The sequence below is a fragment of the Sphingobacterium sp. IITKGP-BTPF85 genome (genome assembly GCF_001006065.1).
In the GTDB taxonomy this organism is placed as follows: Bacteria; Bacteroidota; Bacteroidia; order Sphingobacteriales; family Sphingobacteriaceae; genus Sphingobacterium; species Sphingobacterium anhuiense.
Window position 1 is genome coordinate 1 of sequence record NZ_ASZT02000026.1, and the last position, 24,426, is coordinate 24,426.

General features: G+C 33.9%; 25 protein-coding genes and 2 pseudogenes. 6 read left to right on the forward strand and 21 right to left on the reverse strand.

The window, feature by feature from the left end; translation table 11 throughout:
* Positions 1-1,294 precede the first annotated feature (1,294 nt).
* Entirely contained in the window at positions 1,295-2,134 is an 840-nt protein-coding gene (locus tag L950_RS07335) for a hypothetical protein (RefSeq protein ID WP_021188149.1), read from the forward strand.
* A gap of 435 nt (positions 2,135-2,569) precedes the next feature.
* Here the strand turns inward: L950_RS07335 and L950_RS07340 are convergent, their stop codons facing one another.
* From L950_RS07340 to L950_RS07360, 5 genes are all read right to left on the reverse strand, one after another.
* Entirely contained in the window at positions 2,570-3,586 is a 1,017-nt protein-coding gene (locus L950_RS07340; protein ID WP_021188150.1) for a hypothetical protein, read from the reverse strand.
* A complete protein-coding gene (locus L950_RS07345) occupies positions 3,544-4,398 on the reverse strand; it encodes a hypothetical protein (RefSeq protein ID WP_021188151.1) in 855 nt (284 codons plus the stop codon). The genes L950_RS07340 and L950_RS07345 overlap by 43 nt, the downstream gene beginning before the upstream one ends.
* Before the next feature lie 106 nt (positions 4,399-4,504).
* On the reverse strand, positions 4,505-5,875 hold the full coding sequence (locus tag L950_RS07350) for a hypothetical protein (protein WP_021188152.1): 1,371 nt from the start codon (positions 5,873-5,875) through the stop codon (positions 4,505-4,507).
* A 67-nt stretch (positions 5,876-5,942) separates the two neighbouring features.
* The gene (locus L950_RS07355; protein ID WP_021188153.1) at positions 5,943-7,244 is read right to left on the reverse strand and encodes a TonB-dependent receptor domain-containing protein; all 1,302 of its coding nucleotides are present in this window, start codon (positions 7,242-7,244) and stop codon (positions 5,943-5,945) included.
* Positions 7,245-7,333: 89 nt separating this feature from the next.
* Positions 7,334-8,812, reverse strand: coding sequence for a TonB-dependent receptor (locus L950_RS07360; protein WP_021188154.1), 1,479 nt, complete (start codon positions 8,810-8,812; stop codon positions 7,334-7,336).
* Between the two features lie 276 nt (positions 8,813-9,088).
* Between L950_RS07360 and L950_RS07365 the strand changes: the two genes are divergently transcribed.
* The 4 genes from L950_RS07365 (at position 9,089) to L950_RS32345 (ending at position 11,753) form a co-directional block, all read left to right on the forward strand.
* On the forward strand, positions 9,089-9,757 hold the full coding sequence (locus L950_RS07365; protein WP_021188155.1) for an ABC transporter ATP-binding protein: 669 nt from the start codon (positions 9,089-9,091) through the stop codon (positions 9,755-9,757).
* Position 9,758: 1 nt separating this feature from the next.
* Complete coding sequence (locus L950_RS07370) at positions 9,759-11,102, forward strand: ABC transporter permease (protein WP_021188156.1); 1,344 nt, start codon at positions 9,759-9,761, stop codon at positions 11,100-11,102.
* 175 nt (positions 11,103-11,277) lie between these two features.
* On the forward strand, positions 11,278-11,556 hold the full coding sequence (locus tag L950_RS32340; RefSeq protein WP_231576957.1) for a hypothetical protein: 279 nt from the start codon (positions 11,278-11,280) through the stop codon (positions 11,554-11,556).
* On the forward strand, positions 11,553-11,753 hold the full coding sequence (locus L950_RS32345; protein ID WP_231576958.1) for a hypothetical protein: 201 nt from the start codon (positions 11,553-11,555) through the stop codon (positions 11,751-11,753). Before L950_RS32340 ends, L950_RS32345 begins: the two co-directional genes overlap by 4 nt.
* Before the next feature lie 21 nt (positions 11,754-11,774).
* Here L950_RS32345 and L950_RS07380 read toward each other — a convergent pair whose 3' ends face one another.
* From L950_RS07380 to L950_RS07420, 10 genes and pseudogenes are all read right to left on the reverse strand, one after another.
* Positions 11,775-12,494, reverse strand: a complete 720-nt coding sequence (locus L950_RS07380) for a 16S rRNA (uracil(1498)-N(3))-methyltransferase (RefSeq protein WP_021188157.1) — start codon at positions 12,492-12,494, stop codon at positions 11,775-11,777.
* A gap of 5 nt (positions 12,495-12,499) precedes the next feature.
* Complete coding sequence (locus tag L950_RS07385; protein ID WP_021188158.1) at positions 12,500-13,813, reverse strand: hemolysin family protein; 1,314 nt, start codon at positions 13,811-13,813, stop codon at positions 12,500-12,502.
* Positions 13,814-13,821: 8 nt separating this feature from the next.
* Positions 13,822-14,364 carry an inorganic diphosphatase gene (locus tag L950_RS07390; protein WP_021188159.1) on the reverse strand — a complete coding sequence of 181 codons (543 nt, stop codon included), beginning with the start codon at positions 14,362-14,364 and terminating at the stop codon, positions 13,822-13,824.
* A gap of 205 nt (positions 14,365-14,569) precedes the next feature.
* Positions 14,570-15,040: a DedA family protein gene (locus L950_RS07395; protein WP_021188160.1), complete on the reverse strand. Its 471-nt coding sequence runs from the start codon at positions 15,038-15,040 to the stop codon at positions 14,570-14,572.
* Between the two features lie 306 nt (positions 15,041-15,346).
* Positions 15,347-15,607, reverse strand: a complete 261-nt coding sequence (locus L950_RS36335; RefSeq protein ID WP_316930567.1) for an HIT family protein — start codon at positions 15,605-15,607, stop codon at positions 15,347-15,349.
* Between the two features lie 117 nt (positions 15,608-15,724).
* The gene (greA, locus tag L950_RS07405) at positions 15,725-16,198 is read right to left on the reverse strand and encodes a transcription elongation factor GreA (RefSeq protein ID WP_021188161.1); all 474 of its coding nucleotides are present in this window, start codon (positions 16,196-16,198) and stop codon (positions 15,725-15,727) included.
* Between the two features lie 142 nt (positions 16,199-16,340).
* Positions 16,341-17,038 (reverse strand): annotated as a pseudogene (locus L950_RS07410) (response regulator transcription factor).
* Between the two features lie 6 nt (positions 17,039-17,044).
* Positions 17,045-18,709, reverse strand: a complete 1,665-nt coding sequence (locus L950_RS07415) for a sensor histidine kinase (protein ID WP_021188162.1) — start codon at positions 18,707-18,709, stop codon at positions 17,045-17,047.
* A 7-nt stretch (positions 18,710-18,716) separates the two neighbouring features.
* Positions 18,717-18,857 (reverse strand): hypothetical protein, encoded by a 141-nt coding sequence (locus L950_RS32350; RefSeq protein ID WP_021188163.1) that lies wholly within the window; start codon positions 18,855-18,857, stop codon positions 18,717-18,719.
* Between the two features lie 26 nt (positions 18,858-18,883).
* Positions 18,884-20,359 carry an alpha/beta hydrolase family protein gene (locus L950_RS07420; protein ID WP_231576959.1) on the reverse strand — a complete coding sequence of 492 codons (1,476 nt, stop codon included), beginning with the start codon at positions 20,357-20,359 and terminating at the stop codon, positions 18,884-18,886.
* A gap of 405 nt (positions 20,360-20,764) precedes the next feature.
* Here L950_RS07420 and L950_RS07425 point away from each other — a divergent pair, with 405 nt between their 5' ends.
* Positions 20,765-21,049, forward strand: coding sequence for a DUF4286 family protein (locus tag L950_RS07425; RefSeq protein WP_021188165.1), 285 nt, complete (start codon positions 20,765-20,767; stop codon positions 21,047-21,049).
* A 14-nt stretch (positions 21,050-21,063) separates the two neighbouring features.
* On the opposite strand, the gene L950_RS07430 is transcribed toward L950_RS07425, so the two are convergent.
* The 6 genes and pseudogenes from L950_RS07430 to L950_RS07450 all read right to left on the reverse strand — a co-directional run bounded on the left by L950_RS07430 (position 21,064) and on the right by L950_RS07450 (position 24,425).
* A complete protein-coding gene (locus L950_RS07430) occupies positions 21,064-21,474 on the reverse strand; it encodes a DUF983 domain-containing protein (RefSeq protein WP_031287100.1) in 411 nt (136 codons plus the stop codon).
* A 12-nt stretch (positions 21,475-21,486) separates the two neighbouring features.
* Positions 21,487-21,738: a hypothetical protein gene (locus L950_RS07435; protein ID WP_316930568.1), complete on the reverse strand. Its 252-nt coding sequence runs from the start codon at positions 21,736-21,738 to the stop codon at positions 21,487-21,489.
* A gap of 61 nt (positions 21,739-21,799) precedes the next feature.
* Positions 21,800-22,491 (reverse strand): annotated as a pseudogene (locus tag L950_RS07440) (RluA family pseudouridine synthase).
* 153 nt (positions 22,492-22,644) lie between these two features.
* Complete coding sequence (locus tag L950_RS32355; RefSeq protein ID WP_021188168.1) at positions 22,645-23,058, reverse strand: hypothetical protein; 414 nt, start codon at positions 23,056-23,058, stop codon at positions 22,645-22,647.
* Entirely contained in the window at positions 23,042-23,647 is a 606-nt protein-coding gene (locus L950_RS32360) for an MlaD family protein (RefSeq protein ID WP_021188169.1), read from the reverse strand. The genes L950_RS32355 and L950_RS32360 overlap by 17 nt, the downstream gene beginning before the upstream one ends.
* Before the next feature lie 4 nt (positions 23,648-23,651).
* Positions 23,652-24,425 (reverse strand): ABC transporter ATP-binding protein, encoded by a 774-nt coding sequence (locus L950_RS07450; RefSeq protein WP_021188170.1) that lies wholly within the window; start codon positions 24,423-24,425, stop codon positions 23,652-23,654.
* Position 24,426 lies beyond the last annotated feature (1 nt).

Consider the following 24,426-nt stretch of genomic DNA (forward strand, 5'->3'; position numbering starts at 1 on the left):
AACGTTTAGGACGCAAGTGTTGAAACAATAAAGAATTTATTTTTTATGATGACTTATTTTTTATAAAATTAATTTTTTAAAAACAAATAATTATTAAGTTAGTATTATTTAAATATTAAAACTTATATGACAGACTCAAACTTTGATCTATACCTCTTTTATAAGAATTGGATACAATATTCCCCCATGTTATCTACCTTTCTTTTTAAACGCAAATCTGGATTTGATAGATTATGAGCCTTCAAGCTGATACCAAATTTTTTCATGAATATTAGCCCTTGAAATAAAACCTAAAGTTGAGACAGTTTTTTATAATATCAGCAGAGGAAGTCACGTTCCAACCTTTCCTATTTAACAAGTAACTAAGATCAGTATTTAACAATAATTCGGAAGCCACCTCTAACTTGCTCGATCCTCTTGTTTTTGTAAAGAGTGTTTCTATGCTTCATAATCTTTACGAGGAATACAAGTAAGAAAAATTGGCACCAACCGACAATATTTTACTTCAATAATACGGTATAGTTTTTAAAAAAAATTCTTTATTTCAATCTCCGCCCAATCAACCCTTTCTTTTACCAATAAGAATCTCAATTTTGAACACGGCCTGTTGTTATTTCGAAAAGTTTTGAAGTTAAGTTAGAACTTTTGAATAATTGATCTCAATCATTTACCTAATCACTATTCAATGTACGATCAGTGATTGGACCATGGTTAAAAACTATTGCATTGAATTTTCTATCCACAAATTGTCCTTTACAACCAAACTCAATTTTACGATCCAATCCTTCTTCATACAAGAATTTATAGTTCGAAAACTGCATCACACTACCTTATTGTGGATCTCTCACGTCATTTAGCTGTAAGTAATGAATTTAGGTCTTTCTTTTGATGTTATTTTTATGTAACTTCATTATTAATAAATTGTTAAGGAATTGAAATTTCTATCTTCATATTTGGTCGCAAGCGTTCTTTCACTGCTATTTATCTTTATGCAGAAGCGAGAAAGCTATGCGCAAGAATACAAAGTTGATTTCTATAATACCCCATTTTTGTTTTCTGCAGATTCATCATTTATAATAGATTTTCCGACTGAGGTAAACGAAAATCATATTCTTGATTTTTATAAAAAGATAGAATCGTCGACCGACTCTATGGTCGTAATTCATTACTTGCTTACAAGCAGAAACACCATCTAAATGATTGGATCTACTATCAGCTCGTACGTCAGACAGCGCAAGCAATAAGCCCCAAACAGGAAAATTATAGTCGGTACACTTTATATAAATGGTACTTGATGTGTAAATCTGGTTATGATGCGCGTCTTGCCGTGGGAAATAATCAAATTATATTTTATATAAAGAATAACGAAGATATTGCTGATATTCCATTTTTTTCTGTTGATGGCAATCAATATACCTGTCTGAATTATCATGATTATGGAAAGTTATTTCAGCGTAATGGCATTTATAAACCAGTTTCATTGAAAATTACTGAAGCGGTGAACGACTTCAGTTATAAGGTAACTCAGATGCCTGATTTTAATCCCCAAAATTACGTGGATAAAAAAATCAATTTCAAATATAATGAGCGATTATACCATTTTAAGGTAAAAATCAATAATGATGTCAATAAAATTTTCGCGAATTATCCTGGGGTAAATTTTGAAACTTATTTTAATATTCCACTAAGTCATGAAACCTATCGAACGCTCATTCCGGTATTGAAAGAGAATATTAAAAAAATGGATACAACAAAAGGTGTTGATTATCTTATGCGCTTTACACGTTATGCATTCCTCTATGAAAATGATGATATTAATTTTGGTAAAGAGAAAAGGCTATCCCCAGAGGAAACATTAACCAGCTCTTATAGTGATTGCGATGATCGGGCAGCCCTATTTTTCTATCTGGTCAAGGAGATTTACAATCTACCAATGATTACATTGTTGTTCCCAACCCACATCACGATGGCGGTTCAATTTGAGAAACCAATCGGCGATGCTATTTTGTACAATGGTAAATATTATTCGCTGTGCGAACCGACTCCACAAGAACAAAATTTAGACATTGGACAAATGGCAGATAAATTAAAGAATGAATCTTATCAGATAGTTTACCACTACGAACCGAAGTAAAGTGCTCCTCTTAATATTTTTTCTCAATAACTCAATTTTATTATTTAACAGATTTTTCTTTTAAAGTTTACCAAATTTATCAATTAGAGCTATTGTTAATGAAATCTTATAAAGAAAATTCAATAAAAGTTCACTTATTTACCCTTCGAATAGTGAACTGAAATAATTATGTGATTTTTCTATATTATTTTTGTCAATGTTGATGTTTACAAAATCAACTCAGCTAGAAACTAATATTATTTCTAATGTGAGTTCTGATAGTTTCGATTGAACATAAATTTTTTGTTCCAAATAATACTTAATTTAAAAATAACACCCAATTTAAAATGAATGAGTCCGGCGGAATACCGAACTCATTATCTTCAAAACATTGAATATCTTCACACACTTTTTAGAACCAGTCTAGTAGGAAGGATTTCTATCATTAAATAATGACTAATTATACCCTATGACTGGACAACCTTTGATATTCGTTTTTTGTTTACTGCTTCTATTTAAATCTACTACTTTGAAGATCACTCGCTCTCTTGATTCGTTGTCAGGATAGTTCGGATCTGTAATCGTAAATTTTATATATATCCCCAATGCAGGTTTATTTCTTTGAGCAAAGACATCTCCAAATATATTCTCTGCATAAACAGAATTAGGATAATACCATTTTTTCACGTAAAAGAATTCTTGTCCTAATTGCGTGAATGGGTAATAATTTCGCCAACCAGAATTCCTACTATCTGGAAATGTAAATTCATTCATGATGTCATAATTTCTTGGCTCAATTGGAGTAGCTCCTTTTGGAAAATAAACAAATGAAGTTGGTAATCCATCACCGGAATACATACGATTTACTAAAGTTAAATTTATACTATCTAGTCTAACATATGGTTCGAGTCCTCGATACTCACTTGTAAAATCTCGATAGATATTCTGCAAAGCATTACGCTTAATTGCATATGATGCTTGTTTCAAAACATCCAACGGCATTGGCTTACCACAAAAGTATTCGTTCTCTTCAAAATAAATTCCTGTTCCATATGTATCTGAAATTGGAGGTAAAGCCCTTAAAATTCCAATTGGATATTCGTAAAGAGGAACATAATAACCAGAAGATGTCGGATCAGATTTTTCTAAACTAAATTGTAAATTATACAAATTGTTAGAAAGAATAGCTGATCCTGTTGTCTTCACAATACCATTATATTGCAATGAAGATTGTGTATTTGTACCAGATTTTGTTCCTCCAACAAAAGATTTTACAAAACCAAATAATCCTTTTACAACACTTACGGCCGTTGCAACAGTAGCCACAGGGATTACAGCTCGAAGCCTAGAAGTTTCTGAACTATTTCCTGCTTTTACTGATAAATCCGCTTTTGATTGGACTTTTGAGCTAGATGATTCCTGTAGCTTATTTATCGACTCCAATAAAGCCGACCCAGATGTAGTATATTCCACACCACCATTAACAAATTTAGAAAAATCAGAAGATTTACCAGCCCTCCAACTACAGATTTAGCAGTAATGTTCGAGAAGTCTGATCCTAAATTCATTTCCGTTTCATTAGCTCCAAATATGCTTAGATTTAATTTGACACTTTCGACTGGAGTTTGAGCTAATTCAGCAGGTTTCGCAAGTAAAAAGTCAAAATTCATCCAAATATCGCTCGAATTCTTTTTCGTAACACAAACAAGGGAATTATCCTTATCTTCTTTATCTAAAACAAATTGTTCCGGCGGAGCTAAAAATGATAGGGTACCATTGTGTTTATCAGGATTGGTATAACTTAACTTTCCTATATAATAAGTTTTAGATCCCTCACTGAGATCTTGTGTTCTATAATTATATACAAAAAATCTCAAAATACCAGAGTATCTATTATATAACGCAAAAAATGGTGTTTGCGCTGGTCGATCCGGCGTACCAAAATCTTTTAGATATAATACCCAACCCAACTCAGAACGATAATCCTTATCCGAATTATTTAATGGATTACCAAAAGTAAACCATGGTAAAGGTCGCTCAATAGACGGGCTGGGCACCCCATTCACCTTTGGTTTAAAATACAATTTTACATTTGTTAAAGTAGGATCATCCCATTTCCAATTTTTATTAGCATTTTGCTCGTTTACATCCGTAATTGCAGAGGCTTTTGTCTTTCTTACTTCAATTGGTTCTTTTGAGTTTTCAACTTTGTCATTCTTGCTGCACGACAAAAGCAAAAGCATTAAAGGAGTTAACCTAAAAAAATAACTGATTCTTCTTAACATTCTTCTAATAATCTATATTATTTATATATAAAACGAAATACTATCAAAATAAACAAGAAAAATCCTGAATTTTTCAGGATTTTTCTTGTTTCATATTATATTTATTTTAGTATTTATTATTTTTAGGATCCCAACTAGCCCAGCCTTTAGTCCAGTCTGTTGTGCCCATTGCACCAATAAAAGTTTCTTTTGTTAAACTTGCTAAATCACCTTCATATTTCGCTTTTCCTAGTGCAGGAGAATCAGATTTTAACAACAAGTTTGGAGCTGAAAGACTGGTACCTGTTAAACCTGCTGTTGCAACAGATGTAACTGCGAAGTCTCCAAATCCATTTAAATAACCTGTTAAATCAGCAACTGAAGCAAATGAAGTAACATCTTTTAATCCGTAGTTAGCAACATTACCAAACACCATATTATTTGATAAGATAGAACGACCTGCTTTCAATTCAGCAGCAGGAAAATCTGAATTAAATTCAACTGCACTTGTTTTAGCTCCTACAATAATTGAATTTGCTAATACCATACGGCTATTTAATCCGAAGTGAATACCTGCACCATGAGTAGCTGAAGACTCAGTCCCAGGACCAACAAAAGTAAAGTTTGACAATATCGGTCTCGTATATTGATTATTTGATACTGTACCCTTATTCTCTAATTCAATTCCTCTTGAAGTACCGGCGGCATCTGCAATAATAGGATCTTTTATAGAAATACCATATTGGATCTTACCATTGTAACCTTGGTCAAAATCGAAATCATCATCTACGCCACGGTAAGCAATTAAATGAGTAGCATTGACCGTACCCCCGAAAAACTCAAATGAATCATCACCTCCATATGAAACCTGAATGTGATTGATTTTGGTTCCAGAACCAACGGCACAAAGAGTTAAACCATTGATTTCCTTATCTTTTTCAATAGCAATACCTGCAAATTCAATACGAGCATATGTCAATTCACCTGAATTGTCATCTAACACAGGAGTTGCACCGCCACCGTAGTTTGCAATAGTAGCACCTAGAGTCCCACCTTCATATTGAGCTGTTCCGGTAGAAGTATTCACAAGAGATTTCCCACAAATAATAATACCTGACCAATCTCCTTTATCTCTGTTACCATCTGTTTGATCTGATGTGAAAACAATTGGTTTTTCAGCTGTACCATTTGCTTGGATTTTACCGCCTCTTTCTATGATCAAAGCTCCTTTAGTTGCTTTTTCACCTTTAATGACCGTGCCAGCTGGAATTTCTAATGTACCACCATCTACTACTTGTACATATGCTCTTAATAAGTATGTCGTATCGGCACTTAACACTCTACGTTTTGAAATCTTTCCTTCAATAACCGCTTCTTTCTTTGTTCCTGGAGTTGGAGGAGTTACTGGATTATTATCAGATTTACTACAACTTGCAAAAGTTACTGAAGTTGCTACTGCTGCTAATGCAAACCACTTTGTTGATCGATTCAATTTCATAATCTAATTTTTTTGTAAAACTATTCGTTTGTTGTAACCTTAATGTTAAGAAATAATGATTTAATCTTTAAAATTTATAACTAAATGATAGTGAGAAATTTCTACCGTATTTCACTGAGTTAATTAGTTGATCACTATCAATATTATATTTACCACTCTTATCAATATCTTGATAAAAAACTACTTTGCTATTTAATATATTACCTGCATTAAATTTTAGTTCGGCTTTATTTGCAATGATTTTCTTTGCTAATTGAAAATCCAGCATACTTCTAGGCGCTTCATAAATTGTAGCATATTCGTCTTTAAACTCGCCATTCACGTAGTTACCAAATCCAACGATATCAATTCTACGTCCAATTCTATTAAAAAAGATACTTGATTCCCATCCACCTTTACTCGAGTACTGAAGACCAGTATTTAATAAATAAGGGGACTGACCATATAACGATCGTTTATTTTCTAACAGCGATTCTGTGCCTTCAAAATTGACTTCAGATTTAATTAAAGAAGCATTTGCACTGAATGTCAAACTCTTTAAGATTTCCGAATCTTGGTTGAAAATTCCTAAATCATGTCTAATCTCAACTTCTCCCCCCATAATATATGCTTTAGGCGCATTAGTAAAAGACATCGATTTACTTGCGGATGTAGATCCTGCTATAATGTTAGATTCGATGGGATCGGTTAAATTTTTGTAAAATGCCGAAACCGAAAACAATTTCCCTAGACTTGGATAAAATTCATAGCGAAGATCTAAATTAGATATTCTGGTTCTTTTCAAATTAGGATTACCAATTTTCACATTACCTGTTACGAAATCATAAAAGCTGAATGCTGCCAGTTCACGAAATTGCGCTCTTGCTACTGTATTTGAAAAACTGAATCTTAAATTAGTTTTGGGATTCAATTCATAAGTCAAATTTAATGATGGTAAGAGATCAGTATACGAATTGTTTACATTATTATCTACACCAGAAATGGATCCAGTCTTGAGTTTTTCAATATAATTTTCGACTCTTAACCCAACAGTTGCTTTTAACTTTTCAGAAACATTCCCTGATAGCATACCATATCCACCATTGAGATCCCCAATACCTTCGAAGCTATTCGTTGGATTGGTGATATCATCTATAAAAAACTTATCCTTAGCGATATTTTCTTCTGCAAACAACTGATCTTGAGGTAACTGCAACAACCTATTAAATTCTGTATAATCTTCGCTTTTATTAACAAAACCTAAAACACGTGCATTCATCTCTCTATTTTTGTACTGCTTGAACACGCCAATTTTTACAGTTTTTGCCGAACCTAGTAAATTAACTCCTTGAGACCAATTAAGAGCTCCGCTGTAAATATTTTCATTCAAATTGCTGTAAAACTTTCCAGCTTGCTCGGAGGTAGCAGATCCACTTGGAATAGCTGCCTGAAAAGCAACAGAGGGATCATCCTTATATGCTATATTTTAGTATAAGCCAACTGTCTTAAATCAGGAGTATCATCATTCATATTACTATACGATAAATTCCACGACAATTTTGTTTGCTTATCAGCATTCATCAAGTACTCTCCGTCAAGGACAGAGTTTAACATACGTTTTTGGTGTACTTCCAATAAGGTACTTTTACGCAATGACTCATTGTCTAGAATACCCGTTCTATTGATAAAATTCTGTTCAAGACTTTGATTGTAGATATTTTTTAGCGAGATCTTAAAATTATCTTTTAGATACGATACATTAGCCAAGGCCCCTATTGAAGAGTTGAAGCGATAGTATGTATCTTCATACTTGAAGTAATAACTATTTAAACCTTGATCTGTACCATTAAAATCATTTCGGACTTCGTTAGATATACTCTCAGAATTGCGGTAAGTCACAGAAGCTATAACTCCCAATTTACCTTCATTATTTAATCGATAGGAGTTACCATATATAAACTGTAAATTTTGATAAGGAAGTGATTTTCCTAATTTTTCATAACCAAAAGTATTTTTAAATGCTTTGGTATGTTCAGCTTTCTGTTCAAAATTTAAATCGGTATAGCTTGCTCTATCTTTTGGAAAGGTCGATGGTAAATTATTATCTGGATTTTTGATTCCAAAATAATTACCTACTGTTCTTTTACTACCATAGAAATCCTTAAAAGTGGTTTGAGTATTACCACCTAGTCCAACACTAATCTCCATTGTCTTCCTATCTGGAAAATCTTTCGTTTTAACATTTACGGCCCCTCCTGTTAAATCACCTGGTAAATCTGCAGTAGCTGTTTTACTGATAACAATGTTGTCTATTAATGAGGAAGGAATAATATCGAATGAAAAGGCTTTTCGATCAGGTTCAGTGCTTGGTAATGGGCTATTATTAAGTAAAGCAGCATTATAGCGATCGCTTAAGCCTCTAATAACAATAAATTTATTATCTTGAACACTTGCACCACTTACGCGCTTTAAAACTTCACCGGTATTCTTATCTGGAGTTCTCTTAATTATTTCAGCAGAAATACCATCTGATATTGAAATACTATTCTTTTGCTGTGCATACAAAGCTCCGATAGATTCTTTTTTATAAGTACCTCTAATCACAACCTGTTCTAAAACATTACCTTCTGAGTTGTCCAAGATAATATCAAGACTTGTAATCTCGTTATTTTTTATTTCAACGTCTGAGATCTGCTTCGTTCCATACCCAACATAACTAAATTCCAATATATACTTTCCAACAGAAAGACCTGGAATATTATAATTACCAGTTACATCGGTACTCCCGGCTCTTGAAGTATTCAAAATTTTCACTGTAACTCCAGCAATAGTCTCACCGGTTTTGCTGTTACTCACTTTTCCAACTACTTTTCCACTACCTTGTGCAAAAACAGCTGTCGCTATTACCAATAAGATTAGAGTAGCAACAAATTTCTTAAGTGTTAATTGTGGTTTCAATTTATTTGTTTTTTTGTTTCTGCAAATCTATTACCGCGATATTACGTGCACATTACCTTAACATTACTATTACATTAGTGCTGTGTTAAAGAATTGTTAACGTCATCGTTTACACGTACTATACGCATTTTTACATGTTAACATTTGATTAACAGCTAAAATGTTAAGTGCAGTGCGCCTTAATAATTAATAAACATATGATGTAATAATGTCATAACAATTCGACATATATGCAGGAATTAGGTTAAATTTAGCATCTGAAAGAATGATCATACTATGCAGACAAATAATCCAATCATAGCAACACAGGAACTTTCCTTCCAATACAAAGGAGGTATACCAATCAAATTTCCTGCTATTCAAATTCAAAAAGGTCAACATACACTGCTTCTTGGAAATTCGGGAACTGGTAAAACAACATTGCTTCACCTTTTGGCGGGACTTTCAAAACCGACAGCAGGAAAAGTCTGGATTAATGAAAAAGATATCTATGTCATGAGCACATCTGAAATGGATAAATTTAGATCGCAACATATCGGCTTTATTTTTCAAGAAGCCCATTTATTGAAAAACTTAACTATTCTTGAAAACATTCAGCTTGCACAGTCTTTAGCAAAGAAAACAGTCAATAAAAATGAAGTTTTAAGTGTGCTAGACAAACTACAATTGTCTGATAAAGCCCATGCATATCCACAGGAATTAAGTCGAGGCCAATTACAACGTGCCGCTATTGCACGTGCTGTTATTAATAAGCCTTTACTTTTAATTGCTGACGAACCTACTGCATCATTGGATGATCAGAATACAACTAGGGTATTAACACTATTAATGGAAATTGCCGATCAACAGGGCGCTACCCTCCTGATCGCTACGCATGATAAAAGAATTAAAAATAACTTTTCGAATACTTACGATTTAAATACACTCAATCCTAATAGCAAATAGCATGAATACTATTCAATTAGTTTGGAAAAATATTAGTAAACAAATAGGCTCAACAGCACTCAGCATATTACTGACTGCTTTTGGTGTTGCCATATTATGTGTACTTTCTATAACCAGCGATAGCTTTGAAAAGCAACTTGAAAATAATAGTAAGAATATTGATTTAGTAATCGGAGCTAAAGGAAGTCCCTTACAATTGATTCTATCCAGTGTTTATCATATCGACAATCCTACTGGTAATATCCCTTTAGCTGAAGCTGAAAAATTGCAGCATAACCCATTAATAAAATTGGCTGTTCCTGTCTCATTGGGGGATAACTATAGGGGGCGTCGCATAGTAGGCACGGATTCTAGCTTTCTCACTTTGTATGAAACCAAAGTACAACAAGGAAAGCTATTTGATAAAGACTATGAAGTTGTTGTCGGAACTGATGTTGCCCGTAAGCAGCATCTTAAAATTGGAGATCAGATTCACAGCTCGCATGGACTAAGTAAAGGTGGTCACAGCCATGATGATCAACCATTCACAGTTGTGGGCATATTAGCATACAACAACAATATTACGGACAATCTGATTCTGACTAGTCTTAGTAGTGTTTGGGATGTACACGGAATTGCTCATGACGATCACGACCATGAGTTAACTCCTGCTGAAGCACAGGCTAAAGAGGATCTTGAAGAGACGAAAAACGCACATCTCCACCATCATGGTGAAGCAGAAGAGGATGAACAACGTGATGAGGATCAACATGAACCCAATATGATTGTCAAATCAATTGGTGCGGATATGATTCATTCTTCTGGTCTTGAAATTACAGCATTGTTAGTACAGTACCGGTCACCAGCTGCGATTGCGGTATTACCTAAGTATATAGCACAAAATACGCAAATGCAGGCTGCCTCACCAGCTATAGAGAGCACACGTTTATTTTCTCTTTTAGGGGTGGGAATTGACTCATTAAAGATATTAGCTTATATCATCATGGCAATTGCTGGATTAAGTGTCTTTATCAGCTTATACAATGCCTTAAAACAACGGAAATATGATTTAGCGATCATGCGTACCTTGGGTGCTTCCAAACTCAAACTTTTCTCTCTGGTAATCTGTGAGGGAATGGTCATTACTGTAATTGGGGGTTTCTTAGGATTGATTTTCGCCCATATAGCGCTTTATTATATCAATACACAAACAAGCCAAAGTGCTGACTTTATAGATGCATTTAAGCTTGATCCCATAGAACTGATTTTTGTTTTATTAGCCTGTGTAATTGGTATTATTTCAGCACTAATTCCTGCGATCAAGGCATATAAAACAACGATTTCGCATATTTTATCAAACAATTAATGTAAAATGATATTATCATAAGCTTTTGTATTTTTACAAACTGATCTAAGAATTGCTCGGATTATTTCGAAATACTTCAGCGCATAAAAATGGAATTATAAAACGGGAATTTTCAAGGTGACAAATTGTAAAGCCCGTCAAAAGCAAATTTTAAATGTACAAAAAAACAATTATAATGAAAAAAATACTCGCTTTCTTTAGCTTACTGATTACCTTTTGTATTACGGCAAATGCGCAGATAGGTCGTGATCCCAATACACCTGATCATACACCAATGATGAATAAAACCTGGGAAGCTGTTGATAAAATGGCTTATAAAGTTTCCTATAGCGGCAGTAAAAAGATATATACTCCTTTCTATCCTGCAGAGTTAAAAGCTTTAGAAAATAAGATTGTTGAAATGCCCGGTTATATGGTGCCTTTGACCAGTGCAGAACACATAAAAACTTTATGATATCGGTACTTCCTGTAGCGCAATGTATGTTTTGCGGTTCTAATGGAATCCCGCCGATGGTGGAGGTATTTCTAAAAGGTGACGCCATAAAATTTACAGAAGAGCCTATCAAATTAAAAGGCAAAATGGTCTTTAACAAGGATCCTTTAAAAGGTAATTCGGAAATTACGATAGTTGATGCAGTAATTATAAAATAAAAGAAGCCGCTATTGCGGCTTTTATTTTGATCTGTTTACGAGAGAAACCTCAACACAAGATGTTATTCCTGCTGTTTCGGTTCGTAAACGTGCTTCTCCTAACGAAATCGGTTGATAGCCCAGGTTTAATGCTTGTTCTATCTCCTGTATCGAAAAATCTCCTTCAGGACCGATCAATAAGATATAATGCTGTTCTGATTGTAAAACTTCGTTTAGATACTGTTTCTCACTATCTATACAATGTGCAATAACTTTGGTAGCTGTATTCGATTCCTGTTGCTTACAGAATTGAGAAAAAGTAATCGCAGGATTCAATTTTGGAATATAGGCCTTCAACGATTGCTTCATTGCTGCTACAATCACTTTATTAAGACGATCTAATTTCACCTCTTTTCTCTCAGAATGCTCACAGATTAAGGGGGTAATTTCATGAATACCAATCTCTGTCGCTTTTTCTAAAAACCATTCGAAACGGTCGATATTTTTAGTTGGAGCAATTGCAATATGTAAGTAATAGGAGGATTGCTGATAGTTTTCTTTAACATTTAAAATGGTCAAAACTGTTCTTTTCGGATGTGGATCTAAAATTTCAGCCTCATACAATCCGCCTCTTCCATCAATCAAGTGAACTTTATCACTTACTTGAAGTCGAAGCACACGAATTGCATGCTTACTCTCTTCTTCACTTAGAATAAAGTTTTTAAAATCAGGTTTAATCTCTTCTGTAAAAAATAGTTGCATAATCGCTAATTATCTTGATCATCATGCATAGACTCAACAAGTTCCAATTTTACAAATTCTATATTCTGTTGCGTTTTACGAATAATCGTAAAGGTATAACCAAATACTTCTTTATACTCTCCTACTTCAGGGATTTTATCAAACAAATCGCTTACTAGACCTGAAACAGTATCATAATCTTGACTTGCTGGTAATTCTAATGGTAAAAATTCATTCACATCATGAATGCTCGCACCAGCGTCCACCATATATTCTGTTTCAGAAATACGTTCAACAACTGGAGTTTCTTCATCATATTCATCTTGAATTTCACCAACAAGTTCTTCGACAATATCTTCTAAAGTAACCATACCGGCCGTACCTCCAAATTCATCCAATACAATCGCCAACTGAATTCTTTTTAATTGAAATTCGGCCATTAAATCATTGATTTTTTTGGTTTCCGGAATAAAGTAGGGCTTACGCATGATATCCTTTAATACCACCTCTTTACCTTTCATAACGATCGGTAAGATATCTTTTGTGTGTACGATACCGACAATCTGATCGATACTGTCGGCATAAATAGGAATACGTGAATAGCCCTCTTCTGTTACCGTATTGATAAAATCAATGGCTGCACAATCCTCTTCAACCGCTACGATTTTTGTTCTCGGAACCATGATGTTTTTCACGATCCGTTCATTAAAGTCGAAAACGTTTTTAATCAATTCATGTTCAGATGATTCTAATGCTCCGCTTTCTTTACCTTTATCCAATAAATATTGAAGTTCCTCTGAAGAGTGTGAAGATTCACTAGGATGTGGTTGAATACCTATTAATCTCAATAAAAAATTAGCAAAACCATTGAATACATATATTAAGGGCATCAATAACCAATAAAATATACGCAATGGTACGGCTACTTTCATTGTTGTCGCTACAGGTTTTTGAATAGCAATAGATTTAGGAGCAAGCTCACCTAGTACAACATGCAAGAACGTAATGGTTCCGAATGCAAGTGCAAAACCGGTCCATTTAGCCCAGCTTTGTGAAGTATCTACCTGAAAAAAAGAAAACAGATTAGATACGATTTCGGTCATGACTGCTTCACCTTTCCAGCCTAAGCCTAGTGATGCTAAAGTAATACCTAGCTGTGTTGCAGCTAGGTATTTATCCAAATGCTCCGTAATATTTTTTGCGATTTTAGCAACATTGCTACCTGATTTTGCTTGGAGCTCAATTTGTGAAGCTCTTACTTTGACTATAGCAAATTCTGCCGCAACAAAAAAACCATTTGCAACTACTAAAAATATTGTCCAAAAAATATCGAGGGCCATTATGGGGTTTATTTATTACCAAATTCTTTATTGTACAATTCTATACTATCCAATAGAATTTGTTGTGCAACTTCACGGCCTTGAACGCCTTCAACTACAACATTTTTCTTTTCTAATGCTTTGTAACTTTCAAAAAACTGAACAATTTCTTTCATACTGTGTGGAGATAGTTGTTCAATATCTGTAATGTAATTGTACACAGGATCATTCTTAGCAACAGCAATGATTTTATCATCTTGCTCACCACCATCAACCATGTTCATCACACCAATGATTTGTGCTTCAACCAATGTCAAAGGAAGAATATCAACAGAACAGATTACCAAAATATCCAATGGATCTTTATCATCACAATATGTTTGTGGAATAAAACCATAGTTAGCAGGATACACTACAGAAGAACTCAAAACGCGATCTAATAATAAAAGACCAGTCTCTTTGTCTAATTCGTATTTTCCTTTTGAACCATTTGAAATTTCAATAATAGCATTTACTGAATTTGGCACATTTGTACCAGGAGATACTTTATGCCAAGGATTTTGTGTACTCATTTGATTTACTGTATATTTTGTTTGTTTTTATTTTCATTCATTTTACGTTTGATCAAAGCAATGACGATCGGTAAGAAGGCAATCGCAATCAATCCAACAATAATATATTCGACATAATTAATAATCCAAGGAAATTCAATACCTAAGAAATACCCTGATAAAGTTAATAATAGTACCCAAAGCAGTGCTCCTGATATATTAAAGATTACAAACTTTTAAAATCGAGTTTAACAACGCCTGCAAAAATTGGTGCAAATGTACGCACTATAGGTACAAAGCGACCGATGATCAAAGCTGTACCACCATATTTATGGTAGAATTCTTCAGCCATAATAACGTATTTACGCTTAAAGATAAGGCTATCCTTACGTTTGAAAAGCATAGGACCGGCTCGATAACCAAACCAATATCCTGCAAAGTTTCCGAGTACGCCAGCTGCAATTAAACCAGCACAAAGCGTCACGATATCCACTTCAATTTTATTTAATGCACAAAATAGTCCAGCTAAAAATAACAAATAATCTCCCGGTAAAAAGAAACCAAAAAACAAACCCGTTTCAGCAAATACAATGAGTAAAACTAAATAAAAACCGCCAGAGCTTAATAATTCCTCTGGGTTCAGTAATTGTTGAAAAGACAACAAAAGATCTTGCATAATTTCTTTTTTACGTTTCACTTATTTTGTGAAAAATGTCATTATAATATAATCCCTATCTATGACATTTCATATAGACATATAATTTCTATATAAGACTGCAAAGATATGATATATTATAGTCTTTTTTTATATTTATATTTAAAATACTACTTTTAGATGAGGTTGTTTTCGATTAATTATCAGATGTAACATTAATAATTGACTCTTTAATTGTTTCCGCAATTTGGGTAAATTCTTCATGAGTAAGCGACAATCTAGGTCGAGAAAAATTTAAATCTGAAACATTATTTAACGGGACTAAATGGATATGAGCATGGGCTACTTCTAATCCGATAACAGCAACACCGACTTCTTACAAGGGAAAACGCGTTTGATACCTTGAGCTACAATTTTTGAAAAAACCCAAAGAGCCATATATTCATCATCATTGATATCAAAGATATAGTCAGTCTCGCGTTTCGGAATGACCAAAACATGCCCCTCGGCTAATGGACTAACATCTAAAAATGCTAAAAAATCATTACTCTCAGCTACTTTATAAGCAGCAATTTCTCCTGACACTATTTTTGAAAAAATCGTAGACATATTTCAATTGTTTATAACCCAAATATAAAAAAAGGCTGCATGTAATGCAACCTTAAATAATGATATAACGTTTTATTAATATGCGGTTATGGCAAAACCGCACATAACCGATATAATTTATCTTGTAATTTCTATGATTTCGAATTCAATCTGACCTGCAGGAACGTCTATTACAGCTACATCACCTTTAGATTTACCTAGTAAACCCTTGGCAATAGGAGACTTAACAGAAATCTTTCCTAATTTCATATCAGCTTCAGTTTCGGACACCAATTGATACGTCATTTCAGCGCCATTTTTCTTATTCTTGATCTTTACGATAGATAAAGCCAATACTTTTGATGAATCTAGTTTGGATTCGTCAATTAAACGAGCTCCAGCTAGCGTGTTTTCCAAGTTTGCAATCTTTGCTTCATGCATACCCTGTGCCTCTTTTGCAGCATCATATTCTGCATTCTCAGACAAATCACCTTTATCTCTTGCTTCAGCTATTGCATTCGAGATATTAGTTCTTCCTTCAGTTTTAAGATAGTGCAACTCTTCCTTGAGCTTTTGTAATCCCTCTGCGGTGTAATAAGTTACTTCTGCCATAATTATTGTTATTTGTTTTATCTTAATTATTCAAAAATGAAACAAGACCATGTTATCCTTGTCGGATAACATGGTCTCGCTGTCTATAATACGAAGGTAAGAATTGTTTTTAACAAAACAAATTCAAACCCATTAATTCATTTTAATTCTCTTCTTCATCAACAAATCTATACCCTAAACCCCTAACAGTCTGTAAGTAGTGGGGTTTATCAGGGTTCTTTTCGATCTTCTTCCTTAATCTAACCACATGCATGTCTAAAGTTCGTGTATTGACATTTGAACTGTATCCCCAAACGACTTCCATCAGCTCTTCGCGTGTTATTTCTTTGCCGACATTTTGTAAAAAATGCAATAAAATACGATTCTCTAAATGGTAAGTTCTATTTTCTTACCGTCTCTTACAAGTGAGTGAATATTTGGCTGATGTTCAGTTTTACCAAAATGATAAATCTCAGGCGTATTTTTAGGTAAAAAGAAACGAACCTTATTCTCAATCATGGCGATTAATACGTCCATATTGAATGGCTTGCTAATGTAATCCGTTACACCAAAGCTATAAGCTTCGATCTTATCAATATCTTGTGATTTAGCAGTCATCATGATAACAATATTTTCAAATCCTGCTTTACGTATATTTTCACAAATCTCGTTACCTTCCTTACCTGGCAACATCCAATCTAGCAATACAACATCTGGTTTTTTCTCTAAAATCAACTTTTCAGCCTCATTTCCATCCCCCGTTTGAACAACATTGTATCCTTCCGTTTCTAATCTGTGACGAACTAAAAAGCGTAGATTTTCATCATCTTCAATAACAGCTACAGTTATTTCTTTGCTCATAATTAATTATATTTTAAACTGAAAAATGATAGTAAAGGTAGTTCCTTTACCGATTTCACTTTTAACAGAAATTTCTCCCCCCATAAATTCTGTTATCTCTTTACAAAAGGCTAAACCCAAACCAATACTTCCTTGTTGATTGTATTGACTTTTGATCCGATAGAACTTCTTAAATATATTTGAAAACTCATTTTTATTTATACCTATTCCTTCGTCTCTAAAGATAATAACAAAATTCTTTTTATTTTGTTGTATTTTAATATCTAATACTTTCCTCTTTTGATCCGAATATTTATAGGCATTATCAATTAAATTTTGAAACACACTTGTTAATAATACAGGATCTGCAAGTAGACTGGATTTGACGTTAATTTCTTTTGTTATTTTAAAATCTGCATGTTTTAATTGTGTGGATGTCACAATATTATCAACAAATGTATTTAAATCAATTTCTTCTCTTTTGAGCTTGATTGTTTTATTTTCAATCTGACTAAATGACAATAATTTGTTCATCAAATTGTTCAGTCGATCTGATTCTTGATCCAATATGTTTCCATACATTATACGCTCTTCATCAGATAAATATTGTGCACTTTTAATATTGTTGCCAGCTATTTTTATTACACTAACAGGTGTTTTAAACTCATGTGTCAAATTATTAATAAAATCGTACTGCAATTTAAACAGTCTACCATTAATTTCTAAATTACGGTAAATCAAATATAAAATGACCAATAAAATCAAATAAACTAATGAGATACCCAGCACAACAGGTAGAAAACTACGATTCACTTCTTTTGAGATAAATGATTCGCTGGAATGGAATAACAATTTATAATCTGCCAAAGCTCCGGGTAAAAGCATTTCGGTCACATATTCTTTAACATCCGAGGTGACGGGAGCACGTACTATAGGTACTACCTCAATTCTTTCGTAAAGATTGGGATATATGTTCTTGACATCCAATAAGGTCGGGTCAACGCTAAAAACAAACATATCCTGTTCATAGTTCACAATATGATCTAATTTTGTATCCATGATATCTTTATATACCAATAGATCATTAATGCGCGGAATATTGAGATAAGTAATACGTCCCGGTTGCGTGGAGTAGAAAACACGAAGAATATCGCGATCTGTTAGTTTTGAGCTGGACTGCAACTTATCAATATAACTTGCCACCTTAATCCCCATACTATTCAATTCCTCGTTAAAAGGACCCATTTCTTCACGTTTGGTGATGTACCTTTTATCTAAACCGCGATTATTAATTGTAAATATGGATAATGTTTTAGGTCTTATATTTAATCCGTTGATAGAAAATCCCGCAAGCATTCTATTATCATTACTAAAAAGCATATCGTAAAATGCGATCTCTTTAACGAATGGATAAGAGCTTAAGACACTGTAAGCATATTTCCCAGCTTCCAAAGAATCCAAATATCCCTGATAAAAAGAAACTTCGGGAACACGATTTTGAAAAAAATCATTGAAGGGTACCAATGTCAAATCAAAGACCTCCGATTTGCGATTCGTAAATTCGTTATTAACGAGATTTACAGTATAGTTTCTAGCTGCAAATATGACAACAAAATACAATAACGTAACGAAAGCAAAGAAGACAAAAAGCAAACCAAAATTCTTACGATAATTATAACCTGTTCCTCTCATCGCCCCACTATTTACCGATATATTTATCTAAAAATTTCTCCAGTTCCTGATAATATTGAATGACATTTTCATCCTTTTTAAAAGTTCTACCCTCTTCTTCTTTCAATATATATTGTACAGGAATATTATTATTTTTAAGTTTCTGCACAAATTGATTGGCATCTGTTACCGAACTTAATCGATCCTTCCCCCTTGTGCTATTAAAACTGGAATTTTGACACGATTAGAATGAAATACGGGAGAAATCTGCTTAAACATGCTCGATTCGCGAATTGGATTTCCAATAATCTGATAGTATTTTTGCAAATAGGGTTTTACATACGGTGGTATGTCTCTAAAATATGTGAACAAGTTTGTGTACCCCGAATATGATACTGCACAGGCATACATATCAGAATTAAAACAAGCCGCATGCAAAGCTGAATATCCGCCAAAGCCTTTTCCAACAATAGCTATTCTATCTTTATCCGCGATACCTTCTCTGATTAACCATTTTACGCCGTCAGTAATATCATCTTGAATCTTACCTCCCCACTCTTTAAAACCTGCCGACCAAAATTCTTTACCAAAGCCTACTGAACCACGATAGTTCATCTGAAATACAACATACCCTCGATTGGCTAAGAACTGTGCTTCGTGATCAAAACCCCAAACCTCTCGCTGATTAGGTCCATCATGTGGCATTACAACAACAGGAAGGTTCTTCCTATCTTCATGCAAAGGGTAGGTAATAAAACCTGTAATGATCTTGCCATCGCGGGCTTGATATTTCACAGATTCTGTTTGCGATAACTCACGATCTTTTAAATTAGGATTGTTATCGGTCAGTTTATGTAATTCGTTATCCTGGCAATCAAAATAATAAATTGCACCAGGATTGGTATCTGTATATGTTCTTATGATGATTTTATTGAAGGAAGAGTCTGAGTCAATGATATCAAATTCAGATCCCTTTGCTTTTTCAGATATTTTTTTAAATATTCCTGCAATCTTATCGTTGAAAAAAAATCTTTTCTTTTTTGAAAGAGTATAAGAGGCATAGAGCATTTCATTGGTATAAGAAGAATATCCACCCCAATCGAGATCTACTTCCTTATTATTAAAAACTTCATACACTTCCTTCTTCTGCTCTAAATCATACTCAACTAACGACAGCTTATCTCTGCCGATATTTGAAAGTGCGTAAATATTTGTTGTCGAGTTTTTAACGAAACCCATCGGTATAATGGTAGAACTGAAATCATTTTTTAAAACCTGATGAAAAGGTTGTTCGTTATCTGCCCTATACATCATTGATTCTTCCACACTATCATTAGCCATGACAAGTCTTACTTGACCATCCTGAGAAAGATACCAAGAATTGATGTTTCCTGAGTTTTGAAGAATCATCTCGGATCTGCGTCCATCAATAAATAATTTATGAAGATCGAACGTTGAAGAATCTCGATCATTGATAGCTACTATAATTCCATTATCATATAATCTTGCCGGCTGTACCCAACGAAATTTTGCTTTCATGGGTTTAATCAATGGTTGAAGGGCGTCCGTAAAAATATTAACAGCATATAATCTTAGGCTGTCATTAGAGGTTTGTTCTATTGAAAATATAATCTCTTCATTATCTCCCCAAACAAAACTATTAACGTTCATATCATTTTGATACGTCAATTGCTTGGAACTGTCCTGATTATTTAAGTTTAATAAAAAAATATTCTTGCAATGATTATCTAACCCGATATAAGCGATATAATTACCATCAGGGGAAATTTTAAATGATGTCTTTTCAGGAGTTGAAAAAAACTTTCAATAGGTATACGCTCCGTTTTATTATTCGAACAGCTAATGCCTAGAAACAGCAAGGTAATTAATATAGAAAATGTAATATATGCGCGCATAAACAAACTCATTCGTCAACCTACTCAAAGATTAAAATTAATTAGCAATAACAAATCATGTGCAACTTTATTTTTACAAGAACAGCTAACATTTATTGTACCACGATAATATACAGATATATATTTCAATAAGGCAATTAAAGTTCATATTTTTGCACTTATGTATTTATATAACATATCCATCATATCAGAAGAATCTGTACATCAGGAAATAGTTTCCTGGATAAAAGAAAATCTTCTAAACAGCACTAATTTCAATCCTCGTTTTTTGGAAATGCTTAATTCTCCTCATGAAGGAGTAACATACTGCATTCAGATACAGGTTTCCAGCGAAGAGGACATTGCACAATTTCAACAAGATCATCTTAGCCATTTACAGCATGAAATTTCATCCAATTATAAGGATAAAGCTTTCATCTTTGACAGTACAATGAAATACTTGTAAAAATAAGAGCGATACTAAATATCGCTCTTATTTTTATTTTCTTCTAAAAGTTCCCACTTGGGATCATAAACAATTTTTGGAGTCATGTAATGCAATAAGACCAATCTTGAATAACGAAAGTTAAATGGAGAAAAGATAATAATTGTTGCAAAAAGGACTACCATATACGTCCACGGGGACTCACTTCCTGTTAATACTGCTGTTGCCAAAGCAAATGTTACCACTTCAGCCACCGACATCGCGTAACTGACATACATGGCCGCATAAAAATAACCTGGCTCGATTTCGAAAGTCAAATTACAAACGGGACATACATCATTTGTTTTTTGTTTACGTAAACCATAGGCAGGTCCGACAAACATATTTCCGACATGACATCTTGGACATTTTGAATGCACAAGCGCATGAATTTTAGATGTTGGCATATCTTATTAATTTTAAAGAATTTTTTCCTGAGATTTATTCGACTTTACAGTACGATATTTTTTATACCATAGAAAGCCCAAACCTGCGGCTGCCAAATAAGGAATGACAAGCAAAAATAAGATTCCATCATTTAAGCCTTTACCTTGTGTATTGCCGTTCTGAGTAGAATTTTCAGCATTTAAGGAACACATAGCACACTGGGCATATACTGAACTGATTGGTGTTACCGTAATCGTGCAAAACAGAACAATTGTAACTAGCAAATACTTAAGCGTTTTCATAATACAAAGATACTTAAAAAATTAAGATTATTTTACAGCTACTCTAGTCATTAAACTTAGAAAACTTCTCCCAGAAACCGTCATGCTGTAATGGAGCCTTTAATGTAATCGCCTCTTTTTTGATTGGGTGAACAAAAGTAAGTGATCTGGAATGGAGACAGATACTACCCTTTGAGCTGCCCCGAGGTACCCGTATTTATTGTCCCCCACTATAGGGGACCCCATCGTGGATAATTGCACCCGAATCTGATGAGTACGTCCTGTTAATGGCTCAACTTTTAATAAATGAAAACCATTCAGTTCACCGATCAAAGTATAATCCAATTCGGCATAGCTGCTTTCTTTCACTTCCTTATTAAAAGCTTTTGTTACCATTTTTTCACGATTTCGCACAAGCCAATTGATCAATTTACCGGCAGGTTCTTGTGGACGTTGTCTCACAACAGCAAGGTAAGTCTTTTTTACCTGTCTATCTTTAAACAGTTTATTCATACGCTCTAATGCTTTGCTTGTTTTGCAAACAATTAAACCGCTAACAGGCCTGTCCAGACGATGGATAACTCCTAAAAAGGCTTCATTAGGTTTATTGTATTTATATTTTAAATACTCTTTAACCATATCTTCTAAAGACTTATCACCGGTATCGTCTACCTGAACAATATCTCCTGCCCTTTTATTGATTGCGATGAGGTGGTTATCTTCATAGATAACATCTCTATCTGTAATATTATGCATTTAGTTAAAATAAAATCTTACAATAATTATACATATGCAAGAGATCTTGCCTATGTATAAATGCAAAGATACACCTAATCAGAATAGCTTAAAAAAGTAAAGGGCGATTTTCGAAGAAAATTGCCCTTTACTTTTTTAAATATATTAAAATTTCTATTTCACTGAATCTTTCAATTCTAATTCAGCTGCCTTTTTTGCTTCCTTGTCTTTCTTCTTAAAGAAACCTCTCAATAAGAAATTACTTTGCAAAGCTTCCATATTTTGATCCAATTTAGCGGTACTGTTATTTAAGTTACGAACAGCCTCTCTAAGCTCATTGCCAACAGCTGGATCATTGATCAATGTACCAATCGCATTATCTTTGCTACTTAATTTACCTGAAGCAGTATTTAAATTTGTCATCAGTGCATTAGCTGTCTGTGAAACACCCTGCAATTGTGCTGCAGAAGCTCTTAAACTAGCAAAAACTGCTGTATCTGTAGTCAGATCGTGAACTAAGCCTTTATTCGAATTTAATTTTTCTGTCAATAGAACAAGGTTAGATGTTGCTTTATTTGTACTGGCCATAACCTGACTGATCGACTGCAAAGACATATGAAGAAGATAACATGGCTGTATCTGTCAATAAAGACCCAACTACACCACGCCCTTCAACCAAACCACGTGAAATTTCAACAAAATCTGTTGTAATTTTTGCCAAGTTCTGGTTATTAAGCTGTAGCGTTTCCATCATTGCTTCCATATCTGCGGCTTTCGCAGAACGAAGAAAATCATTAGCTTCAATTGATGGCGCATTTTGAGAACCACCTGAAATCACAATGATTTTATTACCAATAAGACCATCTGATCCTAATTTGGTAATGGCATCTTTACGGATATATTCAGCTGATTTTTCTTCAATGGTCATAACAACCTCAACATCCTGTAAATTTTTAAAATGAATATTCTTTATAATCCCCACTTTAACACCTGAAAACCAAACATTACTACCTACTTTTAAGCCTGCAACATCAGGGAAAGACGTAGCAATTTCGAAAGTTTTAGTAAATTTTTTCTGTTGACTCCCCAGTATAAATATACCTGCAATCAGAATAGCTAATCCTATAAATACGAATAATCCAACTATTACTGCTCTCTTATTTTCTACTTTGCTCATTTATTTAAACAATAAAATTATAATCATAAAACGCTTTAACTCGCGCATCATCTGTTTCAAATATTTCCTTAAAAGATCCCTGTCTTTCAAATTTACCATCTAGTAACATCACAATACGATCTCCTACCGATCGAGCACAAGCTAAATCATGTGTGATGATAATGGATGATGTTTTATACCTTTCTTGGACTTCGTTAATAAGACTATTAATATCTAAACAAGTTATTGGATCCAATCCTGCTGTTGGCTCATCGTACATCATGATATCTGGTCGTAAGATTAACGTACGGGCGATACCGATTCTTTTACGCTGTCCACCAGATAATTCAGATGGCATTTGATTGATTGCCTGTGATAGTCCCACACCTTCTAGCACATCTTCCACCTCTTTATTGATTTCAGCACGAGTCAGATTTCTTTTATTACGAATCAATGGAAATTCAAGATTTTCACGTACCGTCATACTATCGTACAAAGCGCTATTTTGAAATGAAAATCCTATACGCAACCGCAGCTTCATCAACTCATGGTTATCCAAATCATTAACAGAATTTCCAAGAACTTCAATACTCCCCACATCAGGCTGTAAAAGTCCTGCAATAAGTTTTATTAATACGGATTTACCAGTACCAGAACGTCCCAAAACCACTAAGTTTTCCCCCCGGTATAAGTCTAAATCAACATTTCTTAATACATGGTTCTCTCCGAATGATTTACTAACACCGCGTATTGTAATGACAGAATCTTGATAATCGATATGTGTTTTTACTTTTTCCATC